Annotated in this window: 18 protein-coding genes, 1 tRNA gene and 1 pseudogene; 9 read left to right on the top strand and 11 right to left on the bottom strand. The window is 66.7% G+C overall.

Features of this window, described 5'->3' with window-relative positions:
• Positions 1-129 precede the first annotated feature (129 nt).
• The 7 genes from AC5P5X_RS11195 to amaB form a co-directional block, all read right to left on the bottom strand.
• The gene (locus AC5P5X_RS11195; protein WP_032966688.1) at positions 130-1,017 is read right to left on the bottom strand and encodes a DMT family transporter; all 888 of its coding nucleotides are present in this window, start codon (positions 1,015-1,017) and stop codon (positions 130-132) included.
• 32 nt (positions 1,018-1,049) lie between these two features.
• Complete coding sequence (murB, locus tag AC5P5X_RS11190) at positions 1,050-2,111, bottom strand: UDP-N-acetylmuramate dehydrogenase (protein ID WP_111189381.1); 1,062 nt, start codon at positions 2,109-2,111, stop codon at positions 1,050-1,052.
• A gap of 8 nt (positions 2,112-2,119) precedes the next feature.
• Positions 2,120-3,175 carry a quinone-dependent dihydroorotate dehydrogenase gene (locus AC5P5X_RS11185; RefSeq protein WP_111189372.1) on the bottom strand — a complete coding sequence of 352 codons (1,056 nt, stop codon included), beginning with the start codon at positions 3,173-3,175 and terminating at the stop codon, positions 2,120-2,122.
• A gap of 8 nt (positions 3,176-3,183) precedes the next feature.
• The gene (locus AC5P5X_RS11180) at positions 3,184-3,954 is read right to left on the bottom strand and encodes a class I SAM-dependent methyltransferase (protein ID WP_111189373.1); all 771 of its coding nucleotides are present in this window, start codon (positions 3,952-3,954) and stop codon (positions 3,184-3,186) included.
• Between the two features lie 4 nt (positions 3,955-3,958).
• Positions 3,959-4,243 (bottom strand): DUF4190 domain-containing protein, encoded by a 285-nt coding sequence (locus tag AC5P5X_RS11175; RefSeq protein WP_005413144.1) that lies wholly within the window; start codon positions 4,241-4,243, stop codon positions 3,959-3,961.
• Between the two features lie 179 nt (positions 4,244-4,422).
• Positions 4,423-5,262, bottom strand: a complete 840-nt coding sequence (locus AC5P5X_RS11170; RefSeq protein WP_111189374.1) for an SDR family NAD(P)-dependent oxidoreductase — start codon at positions 5,260-5,262, stop codon at positions 4,423-4,425.
• Positions 5,262-6,794 (bottom strand): L-piperidine-6-carboxylate dehydrogenase, encoded by a 1,533-nt coding sequence (gene amaB, locus AC5P5X_RS11165; RefSeq protein ID WP_005413146.1) that lies wholly within the window; start codon positions 6,792-6,794, stop codon positions 5,262-5,264. Before amaB ends, AC5P5X_RS11170 begins: the two co-directional genes overlap by 1 nt.
• A 183-nt stretch (positions 6,795-6,977) precedes the next feature.
• Here amaB and AC5P5X_RS11160 point away from each other — a divergent pair.
• The 3 genes and pseudogenes from AC5P5X_RS11160 to AC5P5X_RS11150 all read left to right on the top strand — a co-directional run bounded on the left by AC5P5X_RS11160 (position 6,978) and on the right by AC5P5X_RS11150 (position 8,419).
• Positions 6,978-7,054 (top strand) — tRNA-Arg (locus AC5P5X_RS11160).
• Positions 7,055-7,298: 244 nt separating this feature from the next.
• A complete protein-coding gene (locus AC5P5X_RS11155; RefSeq protein ID WP_099485193.1) occupies positions 7,299-7,781 on the top strand; it encodes a hypothetical protein in 483 nt (160 codons plus the stop codon).
• Positions 7,782-7,954: 173 nt separating this feature from the next.
• Positions 7,955-8,419: pseudogene (locus tag AC5P5X_RS11150) on the top strand (GNAT family N-acetyltransferase).
• 7 nt (positions 8,420-8,426) lie between these two features.
• Here AC5P5X_RS11150 and AC5P5X_RS11145 read toward each other — a convergent pair.
• Positions 8,427-8,987, bottom strand: a complete 561-nt coding sequence (locus AC5P5X_RS11145) for a GNAT family N-acetyltransferase (protein WP_111189375.1) — start codon at positions 8,985-8,987, stop codon at positions 8,427-8,429.
• A gap of 157 nt (positions 8,988-9,144) precedes the next feature.
• Here AC5P5X_RS11145 and AC5P5X_RS11140 point away from each other — a divergent pair, with 157 nt between their 5' ends.
• Positions 9,145-10,038, top strand: a complete 894-nt coding sequence (locus AC5P5X_RS11140) for an AraC family transcriptional regulator (protein WP_111189376.1) — start codon at positions 9,145-9,147, stop codon at positions 10,036-10,038.
• Here AC5P5X_RS11140 and AC5P5X_RS11135 read toward each other — a convergent pair.
• Positions 9,986-10,816, bottom strand: a complete 831-nt coding sequence (locus tag AC5P5X_RS11135) for a universal stress protein (protein WP_005409403.1) — start codon at positions 10,814-10,816, stop codon at positions 9,986-9,988. The genes AC5P5X_RS11140 and AC5P5X_RS11135 overlap by 53 nt on opposite strands.
• Before the next feature lie 171 nt (positions 10,817-10,987).
• Between AC5P5X_RS11135 and AC5P5X_RS11130 the strand changes: the two genes are divergently transcribed.
• Positions 10,988-11,554, top strand: coding sequence for a TetR/AcrR family transcriptional regulator (locus tag AC5P5X_RS11130; protein ID WP_005409404.1), 567 nt, complete (start codon positions 10,988-10,990; stop codon positions 11,552-11,554).
• 30 nt (positions 11,555-11,584) lie between these two features.
• Here the strand turns inward: AC5P5X_RS11130 and AC5P5X_RS11125 are convergent, their stop codons facing one another.
• The gene (locus AC5P5X_RS11125) at positions 11,585-11,944 is read right to left on the bottom strand and encodes a response regulator (RefSeq protein ID WP_005409405.1); all 360 of its coding nucleotides are present in this window, start codon (positions 11,942-11,944) and stop codon (positions 11,585-11,587) included.
• The gene (locus AC5P5X_RS11120) at positions 11,934-13,097 is read right to left on the bottom strand and encodes a two-component system sensor histidine kinase NtrB (RefSeq protein WP_414489472.1); all 1,164 of its coding nucleotides are present in this window, start codon (positions 13,095-13,097) and stop codon (positions 11,934-11,936) included. The genes AC5P5X_RS11125 and AC5P5X_RS11120 overlap by 11 nt, the downstream gene beginning before the upstream one ends.
• Before the next feature lie 151 nt (positions 13,098-13,248).
• On the opposite strand from AC5P5X_RS11120, the gene AC5P5X_RS11115 reads away from it, so the two are divergent.
• From AC5P5X_RS11115 to AC5P5X_RS11100, 4 genes are read left to right on the top strand one after another with little or no spacing between them, the layout of a single operon-like run.
• Positions 13,249-16,350 (top strand): hybrid sensor histidine kinase/response regulator, encoded by a 3,102-nt coding sequence (locus AC5P5X_RS11115; protein WP_495215984.1) that lies wholly within the window; start codon positions 13,249-13,251, stop codon positions 16,348-16,350.
• Complete coding sequence (locus AC5P5X_RS11110) at positions 16,347-17,171, top strand: CheR family methyltransferase (protein ID WP_005409408.1); 825 nt, start codon at positions 16,347-16,349, stop codon at positions 17,169-17,171. Before AC5P5X_RS11115 ends, AC5P5X_RS11110 begins: the two co-directional genes overlap by 4 nt.
• The gene (locus tag AC5P5X_RS11105) at positions 17,171-17,746 is read left to right on the top strand and encodes a chemotaxis protein CheB (RefSeq protein WP_005413150.1); all 576 of its coding nucleotides are present in this window, start codon (positions 17,171-17,173) and stop codon (positions 17,744-17,746) included. Before AC5P5X_RS11110 ends, AC5P5X_RS11105 begins: the two co-directional genes overlap by 1 nt.
• A complete protein-coding gene (locus tag AC5P5X_RS11100; RefSeq protein WP_005409410.1) occupies positions 17,743-18,876 on the top strand; it encodes a hybrid sensor histidine kinase/response regulator in 1,134 nt (377 codons plus the stop codon). Before AC5P5X_RS11105 ends, AC5P5X_RS11100 begins: the two co-directional genes overlap by 4 nt.
• The last annotated feature ends 63 nt before the right edge of the window (positions 18,877-18,939 follow it).

The following is an 18,939-nucleotide window of genomic DNA, read 5'->3' as shown; positions in this document are numbered from 1 at the left end:
GCGCAGCGCGGTTTCTGCCCGCTCCGAACGAAAAGCAGTCGACTAACAGTCGACTCTACCCATGGCCTGTCCATGCACGACCCGTGGCTTGCCCGTGCAGGCCCCATGGCTTCTCCATGCAGATGGTTTTCATTCGGCGGGCTTGGCCGCTGCCGAGGCCGCCGCGCTTGCGGCGCGGCGCGACAACACGGCTTCGCGGTGGGCGATGTAGGCGTTGGCGGCGAGGATGATGCCGGCACCGATGAGCGTCCAGCGATCCACGCTTTCGTTGAACAGCAGCCAGCCGAGCAGCGTTACCAGCGGCAGCTGCAGGAAGCTGATCGGGGTCAGCGCCGAGACTTCACCGAGGCGCAACGCCCGCGTCCACAGCAGCTGACCGACGGTGCCCAGCACGCCGGTGGCCAGCAGCCACAGCCACGCCATGCCGGAGGGCCAGACCCAGACGAACAGTGCCGGGACCAGCGACAGCGGCACCCAGAACACGTAGGTGTAGAGCACCACGGTGTCAGCGCTGTCGACACGGGTCAGCTGCTTGATCTGGATCGCCACCAATGAGCTGAGCACGGCGGCTGCCACCGCTACCAGGCTGCCGGCGGTGAAGCCGGCGGTACCGGGGCGCACGATCACCAGCACACCGATGAATCCAACCACCACCGCGGCCCAGCGCCGTATACGCACGGTCTCGCCCAGCCACAGCACGGCGGCGATGGTGACGAACAACGGCGTGGAGTACGAGAGGGAAACCGCCTGCGCCAGGGGCAGATGGCCCAGTGCCCAGAACGCGCACAGCATCGAACCCAGGCCAATCGCACTGCGCACGAAATAACGCGGCAGCTGCTGCGTTTTCAGTGGTGCATGGCCGGGGCGCAGCAGCATCGGCAGCAACGCGAGCAGGCCAAAGGCATTGCGAAAGAACGCCACTTCCTGGGTTGGTACGTACCGGGTGGCGTAGCGGATGGCGACGGCCATCAGGCCGAATGCCATCGTGCTGCCGAGCATCAGCAGCGCCGCCCGCATCGGGGTGGCGCTGGGGGAGAGGGCGGGGGTGTTCACCACTGTGCGCCGAGCAGGCGGGGCTCCGGTTCGATCGGCACGCCGAACTTCTCCAGCACTGAAGCGGAGATGCGTCGCGCCAGCGCCAGCAGTTCAGCACCGCTGGCATTGCCATGGTTGACCAGTACCAGCGCGTGGCTGGGGGCCACGCCGGCATCGCCTTCGCGGAAGCCCTTCCAGCCGCAGGACTCGATCATCCATGCAGCCGAGACCTTGCGCTTGTCGTCCTGCTCGGCCGGGAACACGGGCAGGTCGGGGAAGTGCTGCAGCAGGACGTCGACCTGTTCCAGCGGCAGCACCGGGTTCTTGAAGAAACTGCCGGCGTTGCCCAGCACATCCGGGTCGGGCAGCTTGCGGCGGCGGATCGCGATCACCGCGTTGGCCACGTCCACCGCGCTCGGCAGCTCCACGCCCTGTGCCTGCAGTTCCTCGCGGATGCCGGCATAGTCCATGCGCAGGTCGTGCAGCAGCGGCAACTTCAGTTCGATGGCGGTGATCAGGTAGCGGTCGATCTGCTGCTTGAACACGCTGCCGCGGTAGGTGAAGCGACACTGCTCGTTGTCCAGCCGTACCCAGGTTTGTTCCTGGCAGTCCCAGGCCTCGACCGCCTGGATGAACTCGCCGACCTGCGCACCGTAGGCGCCGATGTTCTGGATCGGCGCGGCACCGGCGGTGCCGGGAATCAGGGCCAGGTTCTCCAGCCCGGACAAGCCTTCCTGCAGCGACCACATCACCAGGCCATGCCAGGGCACGCCGGCCCCGGCGCGGATCACTGCGTGGTCAGCGCGGTGTTCCAGGAAACTGATGTCACGGTTGCCGAACACCAGCACGGTGCCCGGCAGGTCTTCGGCGATCAGTACGTTGCTGCCGGCACCCAGTACCAACAGGGGACCGCTGGCCACGTCGGGCAATGCCAGAACTTCCGGCAGCAGTGCGGCATCGTGCAGTTCCAGCAGCTGCGCGGCGCTGGCCTGCACGTGGAAGGTGTTCAGCGCCTGCAGTGGCGCATTGCGGGTGAGCGTCCAGCGCAGCGGGGCGTTGCCGTCGACGGTATCCATGGGCGCGCTCACAGTGGGGCCACCGCGCCGCGGCTCGGCGCTTCGCGGCGGCGACGGATCGCCTCCACGCATTCGGAGACCAACGCCGGGCCACGGAAGATCAAGCCGCTGTAGCACTGCACCAGCGCCGCGCCTGCGGCCATCTTGGCCACCGCATCGGCACCGGACAGGATGCCTCCGACACCCACCAGCGGTACCGATTCGGGCAGGCGCGAGCGCAGGCGGCGCAGCACCAGGGTGGACTGCTCCAGCACCGGCGCACCGGACAGGCCGCCGGCCTCGTTGGCCAGCGGGTCGCCGGCCACCTTGCTGTGGTCGATGGTGGTGTTGGTGGCGATCACGCCGTCCACCTGCAGTTCGCCCAGCACGCGCGCGGCGGCATCGATGTCGCGGTCACTCAGGTCCGGTGCCACCTTGACCAGCATCGGCACACGGCGGCCGTGGCGCGCCGCGAGATCTTCCTGGCGGTCGCGCAACTGGCTGACCAGCTGGCGCAGCGCGGTCTCTTCCTGCAGCTCACGCAGGCCGGCGGTGTTGGGCGAGGAGATGTTGACCGTGATGTAGTCGGCCAGCGGATACACCTTGTCCAGGCAGGCGATGTAATCGTCCACCGCCTGTTCGTTCGGGGTGTCCTTGTTCTTGCCGATGTTGATGCCGAGCAGGCCGCGGCGGTTGCGCGCGCGCTCGACATTGCGCACCAGCGCGTCCACGCCCGCATTGTTGAAGCCCATGCGGTTGATGATCGCGTTGTGTTCCGGCAGGCGGAACAGGCGCGGCTGCGGGTTGCCGGCCTGCGGGCGTGGGGTGATGGTGCCGATCTCGACGAAGCCGAAGCCGAGCGCGAACAGCGCATCGATGTGCTCGCCATTCTTGTCCAGGCCGGCGGCCAGGCCGACCGGATTGGGGAACGTCAGCCCGAACACCGTGCTGGGCATCGGCGCGATGCGTGCGGCCAGCAGCGGCGTGGTGCCGGTGCGGTAGGCCAGGTCCAGTGCGGACAGGCCGAGGCCGTGGGCGCGCTCGGCGTCGAGCGAGAACAGTAAGGGGCGGGCAAGCGAATACATGCGTCGGTTCAGTCCAGCGTGCCGAGGAAGGCTCGGGTTCGATATTCAAAAGCGACCTGGCCGTCGACCGCGTGGGCGGCGAACAGGTCCTGCAGAGCGTCGATCATCGGCGCGTGGCGAGGATGACCGGATTGGGGTGCATAGGAGGAGGACAGCAGGCGCCCGCGCAGGGCGTCGAAGTCCAGATGCTGTACGTTCGGCAACTCCACCATGCCGCGCAGGCCGCGGCCGAACCAGGCCTGCATGGTGGCATCGTCCTGGTAGCGCTCGGCCACCGCGGTGTAGTCGGTGCCGTAGTCCAGCAGCAGCTGTTCGTAGCCGACCAGGAATTGACTGGCATCGAGCAGGCGTGAATTCCAGTAGATCAGTGCCAGGCCACCGGGGCAGAGGATGCGCTGCCACTCGGCGCGCACCGCCACGGTGTCGAACCAGTGGAACGCCTGCGCGACGCTGACCAGATCGATGCTGGCATCGTCCAGGCCGGTGGCCTCGGCGCGGCCATCGACGGCGGAAAAGCCCGGATACTGGGGCGCCAGCCACTCCTCGGCGGCGGCGCGCATGGCGGCGTTCGGCTCGACCGCCACCAGCGGATGACCGCTGGCCAGAAACTGACGGCTGGAAATGCCGGTGCCAGCACCGATGTCGGCGACACGGGCCTGGTGACTGACATCCATCGGGCCGTGCAGCCATTCCAGCAGCGCGGGCGGGTAATCGGGCCGGTAGCGGACGTAGTCGGCGACGCGGCTGCTGAAGCGTTCAGTGCTGTCGGAGGTGGTCATGGCGTCAGTTCGACACCGCGGCCAGCCACGCCAGGCCACCGAAGAACAGGATGAAGACCAGGATGGCGGCAAGTACCGCGCCGACCATCACCCAGCCCAGCACCAGGCCGGTAACGGCCAGGCCATCACCTTCCAGTTCGTGCGGGCGGCGGCGGATTTCGGCGCGGGCCATGTGGCCGGTGATGATGGCCACGATGCTGGCCACGAAGGGCAGGACGGTCCAGCTGGCGATGCCCATGACCAGGCTGACCACGGCCAGGGCGCTTGTCTGTCGGGGTGCCACGCTCATCGGGGTCCTCCTTGGCAGTGTGCACATGATAGTGCCTCTGCCCGGGCAATCCCATGCCCGGCGGATGCGATGGCAGGCGTGGCCCCTGGTCGACAAACGAGGTGCCAGCCCTGGTAGGCGTCGACCCTGGTCGACGAAAGGCATGCCAACCAAGGTTGGCAGCTACCGGAGTGCCGGTGTCAGCCCATCAACACCTGGCCGCCATCCACGTTGAGCACGCTGCCGGTGACCCAGCGCGCCAGCGGCGAGCACAGGAACAGGGCGGCGTCGGCAATTTCGCGCGGATGGCCGAAGCGGCCGAACGGGATCTTCGCCAGGGTGCCGTGGTACAGCGCCGGATCTTCGGTGCGGCGGCGATCCCACAGGCCGTCATCGAACTCGATCGAGCCCGGCGCGATCGCATTGACCCGGATCCGGTCCCTGGCCAGCGCCAATGCCTGCGACGTGGTGTAGTGCGACAGCGCGGCCTTTGCGGCGGCGTAGGGCGCGCCACCGGGGCGCGGCTGCTGTGCGGCGATCGAGGACAGGTTGAGGATGCAGGCATCGCTGGATGCGCGCAGCCACGGCAGTGCCAGGCGCGAAGCCCGTACCGCCGCCATCAGGTCGATCTGCAGGCTGGCGGCCCAGCCATCCTCGTCGTCGGCCATGCCGTAGCCGGTAGCGTTGTTGATCAGTACATCGATGCCGCCGAGTGCATCGGCAGCGGCCTGCAGCCAGGCCCGGATCTGGCCGGCGTCGGCCAGATCGGCGGAGACGGTATGCAGCGGGGTGCCCTGTGCCTGCGCATCGGCACGCAGGGCATCCAAGCCGGCGTGGCCACGTGCGCAGACCGAGACCTGCGCACCGGCGCCGGCAAATGCCAGCGCCATTTCACGACCGATGCCCTTGCTGCCGCCGGCGATCAGCACGCGGCGACCGGTGAAATCGAGGGTCGGAGCCCCATTGGGGATCCGGCCTTGGGCAGGGGTCAGATCCCCGGAGGCGCTCTGACCCGCAGCCATGGCAGAAACGTCCGCCATCACAGATCGAACTTGATGCCCTGGGCCAGCGGCAGCGAGTCCGAATAGTTGATGGTGTTGGTCTGGCGGCGCATGTAGACCTTCCACGCATCCGAACCGGACTCGCGGCCACCGCCGGTGTCCTTCTCGCCACCGAAGGCGCCGCCGATCTCCGCACCGGACGTGCCGATGTTGATGTTGGCGATGCCGCAGTCGCTGCCGGCCGCCGACAGGAACTTCTCGGCAGTCTTCAGGTTCTGGGTGAAGATCGAGGACGACAGGCCCTGCGGCACGCCGTTCTGCATGTCGATGGCTTCATCGAGGGTGTCGTACGGCATCACGTACAGGATCGGCGCGAAGGTCTCGTGCTGGACCACGGCATCGCTGTTCTTCAAGCCGGAGACAATCGCCGGCAGCACGAAGTTGCCGGCGCGGTCGATGCGGGTGCCGCCGGTTTCGATGGTGCCGCCGGCCGCCTTGGCCTGGGCGATGGCATCGAGGAACTGCTGCACGGCGCCGTCGCTGTTCAGTGGGCCCATCAGGTTGGCCGCATCGGTCGGGTCGCCGATCTTGCCTTCGACCTGCTTGTAGGCCTTGACCAAGGTGGCCAGCACGTCGGCGTAGATCGAGCGGTGCACGATCAGGCGGCGGGTGGTGGTGCAGCGCTGGCCGGCGGTGCCGACGGCGCCGAACACGATGCCCGGCACGGCCAGCTTCAGGTCGGCGGTTTCGTCCAGGATGATGGCGTTGTTGCCACCCAGTTCCAGCAGGCAGCGGCCGAGGCGACGCGCGACCTTCTCGTTGACGGTGCGGCCGACCTGGGTCGAGCCGGTGAAGCTGATCAGCGGCACGCGACGGTCATCGACCATCTTTTCCGACAGCGCGGTGCCCGCATCGTTGATCAGGAAGAAGATGTCCGGGAAACCGGCTTCGCGCAGGGCGTCGTTGCAGATCTTCAGCGAGGCGATGGCGGTCAGCGGCGTCTTGTTGGACGGCTTCCAGATGCACACGTCGCCACAGATGGCGGCCAGGAACGAGTTCCAGCTCCACACCGCGACCGGGAAGTTGAAGGCAGAGATGATGCCGACCAGGCCCAGCGGGTGGTACTGCTCGTACATGCGGTGGCCGGGGCGCTCGGAATGCATGGTGTAGCCGTACAGCATGCGGCTCTGGCCCACGGCGAAATCGGCGATGTCAATCATCTCCTGCACTTCGCCGTCGCCTTCCGGCTTGCTCTTGCCCATTTCCAGCGCCACCAGCGAACCCAGGGCGTCCTTGTGCTTGCGCAGTGCTTCGCCGCACAGGCGCACGGCTTCGCCGCGACGCGGGGCCGGCGTGGTGCGCCAGACCTTGAAGGCTTCCTGGGCGCGGGCGACGACGGTCTCGTACTCGGCCTCGGTGGTCGCGCGGACCTGCGCGATCGGCTCGCCGGTGGTCGGGTTGACCGGGGTGATCAGCTCACCGCTGGTCGCGCTCGACCACTCCCCGTTGCCCAGGTACGTGCCAGCGTTGATCGCGTCCAGGCCAAGGGACTTGAGCAGCTCGGAAGACATGCAGACTCCTGTGTTTCGTTACGTTGTTTGGTGCCATCGCGGGCAGGTGGGGGACGCGATGAACTGAATCGCCGATGGTAGCAGAGCGGCCTGTCCGGCCATGGTGCAACGCGCCAGCGCCGCCGTGTGGAGCACGAATGCTTGGAGGGCAGGGTGTGTTGCCTGTAAACTTCCCGGCTGCATGGCCCCGTAGCTCAGCTGGATAGAGCGTCCCCCTCCTAAGGGGAAGGTCGCCCGTTCGAATCGGGCCGGGGTCACCAGAATCAGTCACTTGCGACGATTCGTGATCGTATGGCGCTCCTTGTTCCACGGCACCTTCCAGTGCTTTGGTCACAATGGCCAGTCAACAGGCGGCCCTCGCCACGAAGCCGTCCTCCCCTTCAGGCATCAGGTGCGCAGAAGGGCCCAGACTGTCGAGCCTGTCATATTTGCCCGTATACCTGCGGGGTAGACTCGGTTGGCACGCATGAGGCGTGCACTACGCCAATACCGAGGACGATAGTCATGTTGAAGGGATTGAAACCTCTCACCGCTGCCGCCGTGTGCCTGCTCGGCCTGTCCGCCTTTGCCCAGAGCGCTGCTGCGGCGCAATGGGTAGACAGCGGCCGCACCGCGTACGTAAAGACCAGTTTCTTTGGCAGTTTCGCCTACCACACCTGCGACTCCAGCGGTGCGCAGATCCAGGGGTACCCGGGTAGCTGCGGCAGCGATGCCGGCAGTGGCTGGACGTCCAACTACACGGCCTCCAGTGACCTTGCCAACAGTCAGCTCATGGCCTGCAGCCACAATCCGTTCCAGCTCGGCTCGGCCTGCTACGGCCTGGCGTATGCGATCAATGGCCAGGCGTACGCTGGCGGGCTGCCTGCCGCCTGCAATCTTGGCGCGCGCGCGGTGGTCACCGCGTCCAGCATGGAAACCGTCGAGATCCAATACGAAGAGCTCGACGTGGACACCATCGAGTCGGCACGCGAGTACGTCTGCCGGTAAAGCGCCGACAGGTCGCCGCCGTCGAGTGCGGCGGCTTCCTGCATGGGACATCCGTCTCACGCACTGTTACCGCAGCCCAGTTCGCGCAAGCACGTCCGCTGCAAGCGCCTGATCATCAGCCCCCAACCCAGGCAGCGGCCGCGGCAGGTTGACGGGACCACACAGGCTTCCATATGCCCGCACAGTTGCAACCGGTTCAACCTCGGCATTATCCGCGTATCGCTGGCTGGCTCGATTCGGTTGCAGCGACGCAACGCTGGGCTGGCCCGGGCGTTGCGTTTCCTCTGCTGCCTGAGGCATTCGCACGGGCTCTTGAACTGGCCGAGCGCCCGGGTTGAGTGCTGTTGGACGGGGAGGGTGCGTGCATGGGGTTCGGCCAGTACTGGTTGACCGCGCCCGGCACTGCCCACCTGGGCCGCATCATTGTCTCGCCGCAGGCGCGTGGGCGCGGCCTGGGCCGGGTGCTGATGCAGTTGTTGTGTGCCGAGGCCCTGCGGTCGCCGGATGTGCAGCGCCTGAGCCTGCGTGTCTATCGTGACAACGTCGCAGCGTTCGCGCTCTACCGCGATTTCGGCTTCCAGCCGGTGGAAGATGCCTCGACGCCGGAATTGTTGTTCATGCAGCGCAGCGAGGGCTGAGCCGTGATCACGTGGGCAGCGGTACGGTCTGCTGCGCCTGCCATTCCCTGGCGGTGATGCGGCTGATGTGTTCGGTGCGGTAGTCGGCGAGGAAGCGGTTGAACTGGTTGACCTCGGTGTGGTGATGGCGGAAACCGCATTTGGACTGCGCGCTCATCGATTGCAGGTTGTCGGAGAAGTAGCCGCACCACAACGCATCCAGCTGCAGATCCAGGAAGGCATGCCGCATCACCTCACGTACGGCTTCGGGTACCAGGCCACGCCCCCAGTACGGTACGCCGATCCAGTAGGCGATCTCTCCCTCGCGCTCGCCCAAGCTGAAGTTGCTGTCTGCACCGATCAGGATGCCGACGCATCCGATGGCACGCCCGTTCTCGCGGCTCTGCAGGGCGTAGACCTCTGGTCGGTTGAACACGGTGCGGATGATGTCGGCACTCTCCTCTACGCTGGCATGCGGTGGCCAACCGGCAATGGGCCCCACACGCGGGTCGCGGGCGTACTCGTACAGATCGGCGGCGTCACTGTCGCGCCAAGGGCGCAGGATCAAGCGTTGGGTGGCCAGCCGCATGGCGGGTCCGTCGGTGGAGAGAGAGTGCACAGGCTAGGTTTCGACGGGCGGGGAGCACAGGGCGGGACCTTGATGGTTTCGGTACTTTTCACAACTTCTTCGTTCGGGCGGATATGCTCTGCCGCGATATCCCAGTGGAATCCCAGTGGATCGGCCCATGGATCGCATTCCCCAGCTTCTGGAACAGGACGAATCCATGCGCCTGGAAGTCAGTACGCTGGCTGAAGGCTTGGGTGTTCCACTGTCGTTCGGGCACGCGTACCTGGCGGTGCTGGTGTGCGTGTCCGGGTGTGCGCGTTTTGCACTGAACTTCCGCGAGGTGGCGGTGCAGCGGCACGACGTGCTGGTGCTGACCGAGGGTACGCTGGCGCTGCTGCGGCAGCGCTCGCGCGGTTTCCTGGCGGTGGTCTGCCTGATGCCGAAAGCGCTGGCCTCGGAGGTGGCCTATGTGCTGCCCAATGCATTGTTCAAGTTCCTGCACGAGCATCCCCATTGCGTGCCGTCACCGCTGGAGGTGCCGCTGCTGCAGGGTTGGCTTCAGCAGTTGATGGATGCCCAGCACAACGGTGGCCGCCATCGGCACGTGATGCTGCGCAACGTGCTGCAGACCTTTTTCCTGAAGTTCGCCACGCTGCTCCCGGCACACTACGAGGCAGCGCCGCAGGTCGGCCGGCGCGAGCGATTGGCCTGGAACTTCTGGGAACTGGTCGGCCAGCGCTGCATGCGCCAGCGCGACGTGCAGTCCTACGCCGAGGCGCTGTGCATTACCCCGTTCTATCTCTCGCAGTTGACCCGGGAATGCTTCGATGAAACGCCGAAGGCGTTGATCGACCGCCAGGTGGTGCTGGAGATCAAGGCACTGCTGAGCTACAGCGAACTGCCGATCGGACGCATCGCCGAACGCCTGTGTTTCGAGGACGCGTCCTACCTGTGCCGCTATTTCCGGCGGCAGACCGGCCAATCGCTGACCGGCTACCGCCGGGCGGGGCAGGGCGGTATCAGTGCGATACGAACAAGGGCGCCGGTACTTCGGCAAGCAGATCCTCGGTGACCCCGCCGAGCACGCGTTCGACCACGCGACTGCGGCTGTAGGGCCCCAGCACCAGCAGATCGGCTTCGGCATCAAGTACATGCTGGCGAATGGTGGCAGCTACGCCCCCTTGGCTGGAGCTGATCGCCTGTATCTCCACTTCAACGCCGTGCCGCGCCAGATGCTGGGCCATTTCAGCGCCGGGTGCCGCTTCAGCCTTGGGCGTGTCGACCATCAGCAGGTGCACGGCCTGCGCCCGGGCCAGCAGAGGCAGGGCATCTGCCACCGCACGACGGGCCTGCTTGCTGGCATTCCAGGCCACCACGATACGCCGGCCGACCTGCTCGCCCTTCCAGTGCGGCGGCACCAGCAGCATCGGTACCCCGGTCTGGCGAAGCGTGCCCAGTGGATGCCAGCCGGAGGGCGCGCCTGGTGTGTGCGGATAGCCGGCGATGATCAGGTCGCAGTACAGCGACTGCAGCGCCAGGTCGGCGCCACCCAGGTAGTCCGAGACGATGCGCAGTTCGGTGCTGATCTGCAGCGGCTCGGACACGGCACGCAGGTTCTGCATCAGCTGTGCGGTGCAGGCGGCATCCGCGCGGGCCTCGTGGTCCAGCGCGGCGGCGATGCCGGCACCGCGCGCGAAGCCGTTGGCGATGTCGGTGGGATGCAGGGCCGTGGAGACTGCGACCAGATGCGCCTGCTGGGCCTGCGCCAGGTCGGCGGCGATGTTGAGAACGCGGTGCCCGGTGTCGCTGGCGTCGAACAGCACGGCGATATCGCGTAGTGGGTGCAGCATGGCGTTGTCTCCCTCGATGCCTGTGACGCGTTCCCTGCCGTGCACCGACCCGGGTGCACCGGACGCACCCCCGTTGTAGCGCATCCGTGATTCGGATGAATCATATTTGATTCAGTTTATTAATTGATGATTCATGCTAGCGTGAGGGCCAGCCCACACCCATCGCTTTTCATGCGACCTGCCGCAGCACGTACACGACGCGACCTGCCCCATGCGCTGGCGGCCACCCTGGTCAGCCATCCACGCTGCACCCTCAGCGAACTCGCGCGCGGGGCGGGCATCAGCCGCGCGACCCTGTACCGGTTTGCGCCTACCCGGGAGGCGATCGACGAGGCCCTGTTCGCAGCCGGTTTCGAGCGCGTGGAAGCGGCGGCGGCCTGGTTCGACCAGGGCGGTGATGCACGCCACGTGCTGGAGCAGGTCACCGCCACGCTGCTGGCGGACTGGGAGCTGGTGACGCTGCTGTTCGCACGGATGATGGAAGAACAGCAGCGCCTGGGCGACCTGCACCTGCTGCCGGAGCGCTGGGCGCCGATCGGCGAACGTTTCGAGGCCTTCTTCCTGCGGGGTCAGGCGGCCGGAGAGTTCAACGTCGGTTTCACCGCGGTATGGCTCGCGGACTTCTACTGGAGCTGTTTCTACGGCATCACCTGGTCACTGGCACGCGGTCGGCTGGCGCCGGCAGCGGCAGCCTCTACGCTGCTGGCATCGTTCCAGCGCGGGGCGATGATGGGTTGACCGCAGGGGTTTCCTGCGGGGCGCCGTGGCTTACGCCTGCCTGAGCAGCTGCACCAGCTGGCGCAGGCGATAGGGCTTGGGCAGGAACTCCACCTGCTCGGGCAGCGGCGGCAGCTGCGAACGGGCATAGCCGGACGAGAGGATCATCCGTGCCTGCGGCTGTTCGCGTGCCACATGCTCGCTCAGCTCGATGCCGGACATGCCGTTGGGCATGCTGACGTCGCTGAACACCACGTCGAAACGTGCTTCGCCCTTGAGCAGTTCCGCCGCCTCGTGGCCATCGGCGGTCGTGGCCACATCGATGCCGAGGTCGCGCAGGGCCAGGCCGATCATTTCACGCAGATCGGTCTGGTCTTCCACCATCAGTACGCGGATCGGGTCATCGGTCATCGGCAGGGTCCTCCATTGCGGGTAGCAGCAGGCTGACCGTGGTGCCGACACCGGGCGTGGTGGACACGTCGACGAAGCCGCCGCTCTGGGTAGTGAATCCGAACACCTGGCTCAGGCCCAGGCCGCTGCCTTTGCCGATGTCCTTGGTGGTGAAGAAGGGCTCGGTGGCCCGTTCGGCGATGTCGGCCGCCATCCCGTGGCCTTCATCGCAGACGCTGAGGGTGACATATCCACGTTGCAGCGTGGAGTCCGCGTCCGGGTCGAGGCGATGCTCCAGCGCGGTGCCGATCAGGATGCGACCGCCTTCAAGGGTAGCATCGGCGGCATTGGCGACCAGATTGGCCAGCGCCGTCTGCAGCTGCGCCGCATCGGTGTTGACCGCAGGCAGGCCGGGTGCCAGCTGGGCATCCAGCATCACCGTGGACGGGCAGGCGCGTTGCAGGTCCGGCAGCCACTGCCGTATCAACACGTTGATATCCAGTGGTTCGCGGATCAGGGTCTGGCCAGTGCTGAACGCCAGCAGCTGGCGGGTCAGCAGCGCACCACGATCTGTCGCGCTCTGCGCGGCATCGAGCAGCTCGGCGGCGCGCGCATCGTCACCGCCAACGCGCAGGGACAGCAGGTCCAGTGCGTTGCCGATGGTGGTCAGCAGGTTGTTGAACTCATGCGACAGGCCGCGGCTGAGTCGGCCGACGGCCTCGAACTGTTGGGTATTGCGCAGCGCTCGTTGGGCATCACGCAGCAGGCGCTGTGCCTGCCACTGCTCGGTGATGTCGCGGGTGATCTTGACGTAGCCGAGCAGCTCACCCGCTTCAACCACCGGCTCGATGACAACACTGGCACGGAACGACGAGCCATCGCGGCGTACCCGCCAGCCCTCATTGGCAACGTGGCCATGCTGCGCTGCATGACGGAGCAGGCGTTGCGGTTCTCCTGCCTCGCGGTCGGCGGCCAGGTAGAAGCGACCAAAGTGGGTGCCCACCACTTCATCGGCTGAATAGCCCTTGATGCGCTCCGCACCCGGGTTCCAGCTGCAGACGATGCCATCCGGATCAAGCAGGTACAGCGCATGGTCGCGCACGCTGTCGATCAGCAGTCGCAGTTGGCGGGAAGGGTCCGTCAGCACGGACGTCGTAGAGGCGGCAGCGTCCACGTAAAAATAAGTGTTACCCCTGTGAGGGACGTGAAGCTAGGCATTCAAGTGTGAAGGAGGCGTGGAGGCGGGACACGTGCCATTTGTCCTGTGCGGCTGAATACGACACGGAGTACCATCACCCACCCTTTTTGTTCTGGAACCGACCTGCATGCGTCCTGGTGCGACTACGCGTGACCGCTGGATCTGGATGACGTCCGCCGTGCTGCTGGCTGCGACCATCGCATTGGAGCTGGTGGTACCGCTCGGTTATGCGGTATGGCTGGCGTATTTCCTGGCCGTGGGCGTCACGGTGTTCCAGCGCAGTGCGCGCGCGCCGTTCATCGTGGCTGTGCTCGCCTGCGTCCTGCTGGTCATCGGTTTCAACATCGCCCCGGCCAGCTCGAACTCGGCGTTCTCGCTGGTCAACCGAAGCATCGGTGGTTGTGCGTTCCTGATGATCGCGCTGATCGTCTCCCGCGCGATCCAGGCACGCCGGGACGCAATGCGGGCGTTGTGGCTGCAGGAGGCCGAGAACGCGGTAGCGATGAGCCTGCGCGGCGACCTCGGCCCGGAGCAGATTGCCGAGGCGGCAGCCACCAGCCTGGGCGCGCAACTGGAGGCCGACGTCGGCGCCGTGTACCGGCTGGAAGGCGGACGACTGCAGCTGACCGGCGGCCTGGCGTTGCCGTCCGGCATGCCGGCGTCGCTGGCATTGCAGGAGGGCGTGGCCGGGCAGGTGGCGCGGGATGAGTGCATCCGTCACCTGGAGGGCAGCGACGACGCCGTACTTGAACTGCAGACCAGCCTGGGGCGGTTGCCGGTGCGCGAGCGCATCCTGGCGCCGATCAGCAGTGACGGCACCGTGGTAGGCATCGTCGAGCTGGGACGCGCCCGGGCGGGTGCGCAGCGCGACCTGGATCGCGAGCTGCTGGAGCGCTGCGCCGAGACCATCGGCATGGCGCTGCGTGCATCGCTGCTGCGCGCACAACTGGTGGTGCTGCTGGAGGAATCGCAGCGCCAGGGCGAGGAGCTGCAGGCCCAGCAGGAAGAGCTGCGCGTGGCCAATGAGGAACTGGAAGAGCAGAGCCGCAGCCTGCTGCAGTCGCAGAGCCATCTGGAAGAACAGCAGGCCGAGCTGGAACAGAGCAACGTCCAGCTGGAAGAGCGGACCCACGAGCTGGAGGCGCAGAAGCAGGCACTGCTGGTCGCGCAGAGCCAGCTGGTGCGCAACAGCAACGAACTGGCCGCGACATCGCGCTACAAGTCCGAGTTCCTGGCCAACATGTCGCACGAACTGCGCACGCCGCTGAACAGCTCGCTGATCCTGGCCAAGCTGCTGGCCGACAACAAGGACGGCACGCTCACCGAAGAACAGGTGAAGTATGCGCGTGCGATCCTGTCGTCCAACAACGATCTGCTGGCGCTGATCAACGACATCCTGGACCTGTCGCGCATCGAGGCCGGCCACGTCGAGCTGGCCGATGAAGTGGTGGTGACCGACAGCGTGCTGCAGCGCCTGCGCGAGACTTTCGAGCCGATGGCGCGGCAGAAGGGCCTGGCCCTGCAGATCGAGGCCGATGCGCTGGCGCCGAGCCAGCTGGTGGTCGACAGCCAGCGACTGCAGCAGATCCTGAAGAACCTGCTGGCCAATGCGGTGAAGTTCACCGAGCATGGAAAGGTCAGCCTGCACGTGCGCGCGGCCGGCCAGGGGCGCATCCGTTTCGAGGTCTGCGACAGCGGTATCGGCATTGCCCGCGAGCAGCTGCAGGTCATCTTCGAAGCCTTCCGCCAGGCCGATGGCAGCACCCGTCGCCGCTACGGTGGCACCGGCCTGGGGCTGTCGATCTCGCGCGATCTGGCCGAGCGCATGGGCGGCAGCATCCAGGTCGACAGCGAACCGGGCCGTGGCAGCTGCTTCATTCTGGAACTGCCGTTGCAGGGCGCGCCCGCCTCGAACGCCGCGGACATCGCCGCAGCCCCCGTGGCCTCGCCGGTCGCGGCCGCTGTGCCGGCGATGCAGGTGCCAGCAAGGGCTCCGGTGGCGCCGACGACGACGGTGCCCAGCGTGGCCGACGACCGCGGTCGTCGCCAGCACCCGGGCCGCCTGATCCTGGCCGTCGAGGACGACGCCACGTTCGCCGAAGCGCTGGTGGCCCTGGCCCATGAACTGGATTTCGACTGCGTGGTGGCCGGGACGGCCGAAGAGGCGCTGGCCCTGGCCGGCGAACTGCGACCGAACGGCATCCTGCTCGATATCGGCCTGCCGGACGTGTCCGGCCTGAGCGTGCTGGAGCGCCTGAAGCGCAACCCCGATACCCGCCATATTCCTGTGCACGTGGTCTCGGCAACGGACCGCAGCCAGGTGGCGCGCGAGCTTGGCGCGATCGGGTTTGCGATCAAGCCGACCACGCGCGAGCGCCTGGTAAGCGCCATCGAGCAGCTGGAACAGACCAGCCAGCGCGACGTGCGGCGCCTGCTGATCGTCGAGGACGACAGCGAGCTGCGCCACAACCTGGAACTGCTGCTGGGCCGTGATCAGCTGCAGATCGTCGCCGTGGGAACGCTTGCTGGCGCGCTGGAGCAGCTCAGCACGGTCACCTTTGATTGCATGGTGATGGACCTGTCACTGCCTGACGGCAGCGGCTTCGACCTGCTCGAACACATGGCCGGCAACGATGACGTCGGCTTCCCGCCGGTGATCGTCTATACCGGCCGCGCGCTCGGTCGCGAGGAAGAACAGCGCCTGCGCCGCTATTCCAAGAGCATCATCATCAAGGGCGCGCGTTCGCCCGAGCGCCTGCTGGATGAAGTCACCCTGTTCCTGCACAGCGTGGAAGCCAGCCTGCCCACCGACCAGCAGCGCCTGCTGCGCGAGGCGCGCCGTCGCGACACCGTGCTTGATGGACGCACCGTGCTGCTGGCCGAGGACGACGTGCGCAACATCTTTGCGCTGTCCAGCGTGCTCGAGCCGCTGGGCGTGACGCTGGAGATCGCGCGCAATGGGCAGGAGGCAGTGGACCGCCTGGCCGAGCGCGAAGTCGACCTGGTGCTGATGGACATCATGATGCCGGAGAAGGATGGCCTGGCCGCGATGCGCGAGATCCGCGCGCAGCGTCACCTGCAGGACCTGCCGATCATCGCGCTGACTGCCAAGGCCATGCCGGACGACCGTGAGCGTTGCCTGCAGGCGGGCGCCAACGATTACATCGCCAAGCCCATCGACGTCGACAAGCTGGTCTCGCTGTGCCGGGTCTGGTGCTCGCGGCAATGAACGAACAGGCGCTGTTCGACCTCGAACTGAAGGTCCTGCTGGAGGCGCTGTACCAGCGCTACCACTACGATTTCCGCAGCTATGCGGTGTCGTCGCTGCGCCGACGCATGCGCCAGGCGATGCAGCGCTATGAGTGCGAGCGGCTGGTCGACCTGCAGTACCGGCTGCTGCACGAGCCGGACCTGTTCGCCCAGGCCATGCAGTTCTTCACCGTGCAGGTCTCGGAGATGTTCCGTGACCCTGCGTATTTCCGTGAGCTGCGCGAGCAGGTGGTGCCAGTACTGCGTACCTATCCCTCGGTGAAGCTGTGGGTGGCCGGCTGCAGCACCGGCGAGGAAGTGTGGTCGCTGGCGATCCTGCTGCATGAAGAAGGCCTGCTCGAGCGCAGCATCGTCTATGCCACCGACATCAATCCGGCCGCGCTGGCCACCGCCGAGGCGGGCGCCTATGGCATCGACCGGATGGCCCAGTTCAGCCGCAACTACCTGGCCGCCGGTGGCACCGCGTCGCTGTCGGACTACTACGCTACCGCCTACGATGGTGCGGTGTTCGACCGCCAACTGCGCCGCAACGTGGTGTTCGCCGACCACAGCCTGGCCACCGATACCGTGTTCTCCGAAGTGCACCTGGTGTCGTGCCGCAACGTACTGATCTATTTCAACCGCGACCTGCAGGATCGTGCCGTCGGCCTGTTCCGCGAAGCGCTGGTGCACCGGGGCTTCCTTGGCCTGGGCAGCAAGGAGTCGCTGCAGTTCGGGTGCCACCACGATGCCTTCGAGGTCTGTTCGCGAGAGCACCGTCTGTACCGGAAGGTGGCCTGATGACGCTGCCGGTGCGTCCGGCCGTGCTGGTGATCGGCGCGTCCGCCGGTGGCGTGGCGGCCCTGCAGGCGGTGCTCGGTGCACTGCCGGCGAAGCTGCCGGTACCGGTACTGGCCGTGCTGCACCTGCCGCGTGACCGTACCAGCCGCATCGCCGAGGTGCTGGCGCCGTACTGCGCGTTGCCGGTGCGCGAAGCCGAAGACAAGCAGCCGTTGCAGCCGGGCACGGTGACGTTCGCGCCGCCGGATTACCACCTGCTGGTGGAGGACGAGGGGGCGTTGGCGTTGTCGGTGGATGCACCGGTGCTGTTTTCCCGTCCGGCCATCGATCCGCTGTTCGACTCCGCCGCTGCGGTGTTCGGCGCGCAGGTATTGGCCCTGCTGCTGACCGGTGCCAGCAGTGATGGCAGCGAGGGCGTTGCCGCCGTGCGCCGTGCCGGTGGCCATGCCTGGCTGCAATGTCCCGAGGAAGCCGAGGCGTCGATGATGCCCGCTTCCGCCCTGCAGTACGCCGGCGCCGATGCCGTGCTGCCCCTTGAACTGATGTGTCGCCGCCTGAAGGAGTTGTTTGCATGAACCTGTTGCCACCGGAACCTGCGCAGTCGCAGACACCGGTCAACCTGCTGATCGTCGATGACGTGCCGCAGAACCTGGTAGCCATGCAGGCCCTGCTGCAGCGCGAAGGGGTCAACCTGCTGCTGGCCGGCTCGGGCGCGCAGGCGTTGGAGCTGCTGCTCGAGCACGAGGTGGCGTTGGCCCTGCTTGACGTGCACATGCCGGAGATCGATGGCTTCACCCTGGCCGAACTGATGCGCGGTTCGCATCGCAGCCGCGACGTGCCGATCATCTTCCTGACCGCCTCTCCGGATGATCCCCTGCGCGTGTTCAAGGGCTACGAAAGCGGTGCGGTCGATTTCCTGCACAAGCCGGTGGCGCCGCAGGTGATCCTGAGCAAGGTCAACGTCTTCATCGAGCTGTACCAGCAGCGGCAGCTGCTGAAGGCGCGCAACGAGGCACTGGAGCGCGCGCTGAAGCTCAACGAGACGATGGCTGCCGTTTTGACCCACGACCTGCGCACGCCGTTGTCGGCGATCCTGCTGTGTGCCGACAAGCTGGCGCTGGAGCTTCCGGAAGACAACGCAGGCGCGCAGCAGACCCTGCAGTACCTGGAAGCCAGCACCCTGCGGATGGCGCGGATGGTCGAGCAGCTGCTCGATTTCTCGCGGATCCGCAGCGGTGGCCTGAGGCTGGAGGCAAGTGCCTGCGATCTGGCCGACGTGACGCGCGCGGTAGTCGCCGAGGCGGGCAGCGCGCATGGGGCGGACCGGATCCACCTGGACCTGCAGGGAGACACGCGGCTGCAGGGCGATCTGGATCGCCTTGGCCAGGTCGCCGCCAACCTGGTCGGCAATGCGCTGACCCATGGCAGCGAGGCGAGGGTGGAGGTGGATGGGCGCGACCCGCGCGGCGTACTGCTGCGGGTCAGCAACGCCGGCCGGATCGATGACGCGCTGTTGCCGCGACTGTTCGAACCGTTCAAGGCCAGCTTCCACCAGAGCAAGGGCCTGGGCCTGGGCCTGTACATCGTCGATCAGTTCGTCCGCGCGCACGGCGGGCGCATTGCGGCCCGCAACGAAGCGGGCCAGGTGGTGTTCGAGGCAATGCTGCCACGACGCTGCGACGGCACGGTCTTGGCGGCAACCTAAGCGCTTCAGCCAGCATCCCGGCGGACTGAGACGGACTGGTCCGCAACTGCCAGCGTGGGTGCC

The sequence above is a fragment of the Stenotrophomonas sp. YJH_SMC_91 genome (assembly GCF_059368495.1).
Note: the sequence above shows the minus strand (reverse complement) of the source record. Positions and strands in the feature narration are given on the sequence as shown.